At 69.1% G+C, this 2545-nt stretch carries 4 protein-coding genes and 1 pseudogene; all 5 read right to left on the reverse strand.

What is annotated here, in order from left to right; genetic code table 11:
- Positions 1-279: NTP transferase domain-containing protein (locus tag WKB25_RS21015; protein ID WP_340572783.1), on the reverse strand; the 279-nt coding region annotated here is incomplete at its 3' end.
- Between the two features lie 93 nt (positions 280-372).
- Positions 373-852, reverse strand: a complete 480-nt coding sequence (locus WKB25_RS21020; RefSeq protein ID WP_340572784.1) for a molybdenum cofactor biosynthesis protein MoaE — start codon at positions 850-852, stop codon at positions 373-375.
- A 3-nt stretch (positions 853-855) separates the two neighbouring features.
- Positions 856-1116 (reverse strand): MoaD/ThiS family protein, encoded by a 261-nt coding sequence (locus tag WKB25_RS21025; RefSeq protein WP_340572786.1) that lies wholly within the window; start codon positions 1114-1116, stop codon positions 856-858.
- Positions 1116-2369 carry a gephyrin-like molybdotransferase Glp gene (gene glp, locus WKB25_RS21030; RefSeq protein ID WP_340572788.1) on the reverse strand — a complete coding sequence of 418 codons (1254 nt, stop codon included), beginning with the start codon at positions 2367-2369 and terminating at the stop codon, positions 1116-1118. Before glp ends, WKB25_RS21025 begins: the two co-directional genes overlap by 1 nt.
- Positions 2366-2545 (reverse strand): annotated as a pseudogene (locus WKB25_RS21035) (bifunctional molybdenum cofactor biosynthesis protein MoaC/MoaB); the annotation flags it as partial. The gene glp and the pseudogene WKB25_RS21035, both read right to left, overlap by 4 nt.

Below are 2545 nucleotides of genomic sequence, written 5' to 3' on the forward strand. Positions count from 1 at the left end.
GGGCGTATCCACCGGCACCACCCAGGCCGGGCCATCAGGCATCTGCATCGCCACGCTGTACAGGCCACCCAGGGGCCCGCAACGCGCCACGCGGTCGGGAATGCTGCCGAAGGCCGGATAGTTGCCACTCACCCATACCCGTTCGGCACCGGCCTGCAGCAGCACGCTCCGGATGTGCTCCAGCAAAGTGCGCCCCTGCCACGGCAGCAGCGCCTTGTCGCGACCCATGCGGGTGGACAGGCCACCGGCCAGCACGATGCCGTCGATGGTCGCGTTCACGCGGGAAACCCCGGTAGAGCCACGCCATGCGTGGCTGCCCCGGCCGGGCGCGAGGGGACGGCCCCATCCACGCATGGCGTGGATCTACTGGAGTCAATGGTGGTGCTCATGTGCCGGCTCACTGTCCGCGTGGCATAGGGTGCAGCCTTCGCTCCACTCGCTGTCGCCGTCCTCGTAATGCTCCTGCTTCCAGATCGGGCACTGGTGTTTCACCGCCTCGATCAGCTGCCGGCACGCCCTGAACGCCTCGTCACGGTGCGGGCTGCCCGCGGCCACCACCACCGCTACATCACCAATGCCGAGCCGGCCCTTGGCATGCGCCACATACAGCTTCAGCTTCGGCCCGAACGTCGCCTCGATCTCCGCCGCCAGGCGCTGGATCTCGTTCAGCACCAGCGGTTCGAACAGGTCGTAGGTGATGCCGGTCACCGGCCGCCCCACATTGAAGTCGCGTACCTTGCCGATGAACACATCGATGCCGCCGAATGCCGGGTCGGACACCGCTGCGATGCCTTCGGCCGGATCGATGGCGCGCTGCGCGCGGTCCACCACTTTCGCCATCACGTTGCTCATGGCTCAGCCCCCACTCACCGGCGGCAGGATCGCCACCCGGCCGTCGTCGGGCAGTGCGTCGTGATCGCGCAGCACGCGTTGCTGGTCGGCAAAGGCCGAGTAGTCCAGCAGGCCGGCACGGAAACCTGGCCAACGCACCGGCAACAGCTCGCGCAGCGCCTGGCGCAGATCGGCCACGGTGCCGCCGGCTACCTCCAGCGCGATCTCGCGGCTGGCATCCAGATCGGAAAACGCACCGAACAACTGCAGATTCACCTGTTTCATCATGACTCCTGGTTCGCCAGCTGCAGCGGGTCCTGATGGCCCCAGCCCTGCACGCGCACCGGTGTGCCGGCCGCGACGAGGTCACCCTCGCCCTCCAGCACCACCCAGGCGTTGGCCTGCAGCATGGACTTCAAACGGAACGATTCCTGGCCCGCCAGCACGCGCGCGCTCAAGCGCCCCTGCGCGTCCACGTCCACCCGCGCCCGCGCGTGGAAGCGCAGACCCGGCGGCTTGCGCACGTCGGCCTGCAACGGCAGCTGCAGCAGCGGCTCGGCAGCCAGGCCCAGCAGGCGACGCAGCACCGGTTCCACGAAGAAGCGCTGCCCCACCGCCGCCGACACCGGATTGCCCGGCAGACCGAAATACAGCGCGCCGCCGGGAAGCACCGCAAACAGCAACGGCTTGCCCGGGCGGATCGCCACCTTGTGGAACACGATGCGGGCGCCACGCGCGTGCAGCGCAGCGGGAATGAAGTCATAGCGGCCGGCCGACACCGCGCCAGTACTCACCAGCACCTGTGCCCCTGCCGCCAGCGCGTCATCCAGCACTGCATCAAAGGCAGCCACCTCATCGCCCACCGTGCCCTGCCACACCACCTCGGCACCGGCGGCCTGCAGGCGGCCGATCAGGTAGGGCCGGTTGCTGTCACGGATCTGTCCGGAGTCCAGCACCTGCGCCGCCTCGGTCACCAGCTCCTTGCCGGTGGCAATGACCGCGACCTTCGGCCGTGCCACCACCGCCACCTCGGCCACGCCGATGGCATGCAGCAGGGTGCGCGCGTTGAGGTCCAGCACCTGCCCGGCCTGCAGCACGCGCTCGCCCGCTTCCACGTCCTGTCCACGCAGGCGCACGTTCTGGCCAGGCTTCACCGCGCTCTTCAACGCGATGCGGGTCGGTCGGCCATCCTCGCTGGCGAGGATCTCCACGTTCTCGATCGGCACCACCGTATCCAGCCCAACCGGCATGCGCGCGCCGGTCATGATCTCCCATGCGCCCTCGCCGCCCTCGGCACCGGCATCGCCTGCGGCCTGCCAGCCCTGCACCGCAAACCCGGCACCGCTTTCGAACGGCGTGCCATTGGCGCGCAGCGCGAAGCCGTCCATCGCCGAATTGTCGAACGGCGGCAGCGACTGTCCGCTGATGATGTCCGTGGCCAGGATGCGACCACCCGCCTCATGCAGCGTCAGCCGCTCGGCCGGCAGCGGTGCAGCCGCTTCCATCAGGTGCTGCAGCGCTTCGCTGTAGGCAATCATGCGTGGCCACCGCCATCGACCATCGCCAGCGCGTGCCCCAGCACCGGCGCCAGAATGTCCAGGCACTGCGCTGCCGCACGCGGGCTGCCCGGCAGCGCGAACACCAGCATGTCATCCAGCTGCACCACCTCGGCACGGCTCAACCAGGCCATCGGCGTGTGCTGCGCACTCAACGC

This window comes from Stenotrophomonas sp. G106K1, assembly GCF_037969685.1.
GTDB classification, from domain to species: domain Bacteria; phylum Pseudomonadota; class Gammaproteobacteria; order Xanthomonadales; family Xanthomonadaceae; genus Stenotrophomonas; species Stenotrophomonas lactitubi.

Bases quoted from the DNA above. Each gene is read 5' to 3' on its own strand.
- WKB25_RS21025 (WP_340572786.1), bottom strand. From the start codon at position 1,116: ATGAAACAGGTGAATCTGCAGTTGTTCGGTGCGTTTTCCGATCTGGAT.
- WKB25_RS21020 (WP_340572784.1), bottom strand. From the start codon at position 852: ATGAGCAACGTGATGGCGAAAGTGGTGGACCGCGCGCAGCGCGCCATC.
- glp (WP_340572788.1), bottom strand. From the start codon at position 2,369: ATGATTGCCTACAGCGAAGCGCTGCAGCACCTGATGGAAGCGGCTGCA.